Here is a 2076-nt window from a genome sequence, read left to right on the forward strand (position 1 = left end):
CCGTCGGCGGCGGCGCGCTCCCGCCACAGCGCCGCGCCCGCCTCCGCCGCCTGGGGGGCGCCCGCGGTGCCGTCCGCCATGACGCTCTCCTTGACGGCCGCCGTCAGCTCGCGGATGCGGGCGAACTCCGGTACCGCCGCGGGGAGCGCGGCCTCGGCGAGCTCGTGCCACATGGCGTGGATCTCCCGGAAGCGTACGGCCAGCTCGGCCAGGCCGGGCTCGTCCAGCAGGAGGGCGGCCTCGTCGAGCGAGTCGGCGAACAGGTCGCGCAGGTTGCCCCCGTCCATGCCCACCGGCTCCGCGCCCTCCCAGACCGACAGCAGCCCGCTCGCCAGGCCGCGACCGTCGGCGAACACCTTCGGCCACGCCTTGGCGTTGCGAGTGTCCACGAGCATGCGCGACCACTTGCGCCAGGCGGGCAGCGAGAACGAGTCCGAGGCCGCGGACAGGTGCGCGGCGCAGTCGCGGAGCCCTTCCCGGGCCGCGCCGGCCAGCGCGGCCTCTCCCAGTGTGGCCTCGCCGATCACGTGCGCCACGTTCCGGTACGAGCCGACCCGCGCCCGCGCGGCGTCGAGCCGGTCCCTCGGTACGCGGATCGGCGCCTGGCCGCGGTCGTCGAGGTAGACCGAGGTCTCGTCGCGCCGGTAGGCGACCACGGGGTGACCGCCGTGCCCGTCCAGCGCGGCGGGCAGCTGCCAGTAGCCGAGATGGTACCTGTCGGGGAGGATCACGCACGGCCGCCCCGCGTCGAGCTCCCCGGCGAGGCGGGCGCTCGCGCCGCGCGCCCCGGCCGTGCGGTGCTCCTCATACGGCACGCCGAGGCGGGTGAGCGTCTTGACCATCCAGCGGTCGTGATACTGCCACTGGTTGCGGAAGCCGAGGGTCACGTGGCGGCTCTGGTCGTGCTTGAACTCCCACAGGATGTATCCGGCTCCGATGCCGCCTCCGGCCAGGAAGACCAGCGGCTCGCTGACGGAGGCGCCCTGGTTGACCAGGACGGCGGTGATCACGGCGCTGGAGGGGTGGCGTCCGCCGGTGAACCGCCAGCCCGCGTCGGACTGTGCCTCGGCGCGCCCCGCGATGTGGTGTCGGGCGGTGGTGTAGCTCTCGCCGGTCTTGGCCATGCGCTCGCGGATGCGGGCCTTGAGCTGCTTCTTGCTGGTCATGGGGGCTCTCTCTGCGGCCGTCGCCGGGGGCCCGGCCCACGCCCGCGGCCCGCGGCGGCCGCGAAAGATCGCCAGCCGGTCGGAGCGCGGCTCCCGAGGCTCATGGGTCCCCTTTGCCTCCGCGGGCGGCGGGTGGCGTGGGAACCCGCTCAGGAGGTTCGGCGGGAGAGCACCGCCGTGGAAGCGCATGGTAGTACACCCGTGGCGTGGGCGCACTACCCCGGCTGAGGGGACTCCAGGTAGGCGACGCACCGGGCCAGCAGGGCGATCAACGTCTCCCGCTCCTCGTCGCTGAACTCGGCGGCCAGCCCGCGCTCGACGCGCACCGCGCGGGCGTCCGCGGCGGCCATCACCTGCTCGCCCTTCGCGGTGAGGCGGGTCTCCAGGATGTTCTTGTGCCACTCGTGCGGGGTGCGCTCGATCAGGCCCTGTTCCTGGAGGTTCTTGAGCACGGTGGTCATCGTTGGCGGGGTCACACCGCACGCCCTGGCCAGCGCGGCGGCCGAGATGCCGGGATTCTCCTCCAGGTAGAGCAGCGCGGCGTACTGCGGCACGGTCAGATCGGCCGGCCTGAGCGCGGCGTACTTCGCCGCCGCGAGCGCTTGCTCCGCGCGCTTGAGGTGGCCCCCCAGCCGCTCGGAGATGGGCATCGACGTCATTCCTGCATGGTAACGACCGGCATAGTCGCATGTTGACGAACATTAGTACTCTAACTATCGTTCGTACTCGTTCATATCTAAGGGCTCTACTCATCCTAGACCGGAGAGGCTCCATGCCCCGCTTCCGCACGTCGACGGCCCTCGTGGGCACGGCGCTCGCCGCCGCCCTCACCGTCGCCCTCACCGTCGCCCCCACCGTCGCCGCTGTCCCCGCCGCGCAGGCCGGGCCGGCGACGGCACCCTCGCGGGCG

General features: G+C 73.1%; 2 protein-coding genes. Both read right to left on the reverse strand.

Features of this window, described 5'->3' with window-relative positions:
- A partial coding sequence (locus tag DQW85_RS23960) for a BtrH N-terminal domain-containing protein (RefSeq protein ID WP_113702307.1) occupies positions 1–1166 on the reverse strand: 1166 nt, incomplete at its 3' end.
- A 215-nt stretch (positions 1167–1381) separates the two neighbouring features.
- Positions 1382–1825, reverse strand: a complete 444-nt coding sequence (locus DQW85_RS23965; protein WP_205315363.1) for a MarR family winged helix-turn-helix transcriptional regulator — start codon at positions 1823–1825, stop codon at positions 1382–1384.
- Between the last annotated feature and the right edge of the window lie 251 nt (positions 1826–2076).

Source organism: Nonomuraea lactucae (genome assembly GCF_003313395.1).
GTDB classification, from domain to species: Bacteria; Actinomycetota; Actinomycetes; order Streptosporangiales; family Streptosporangiaceae; genus Nonomuraea; species Nonomuraea lactucae.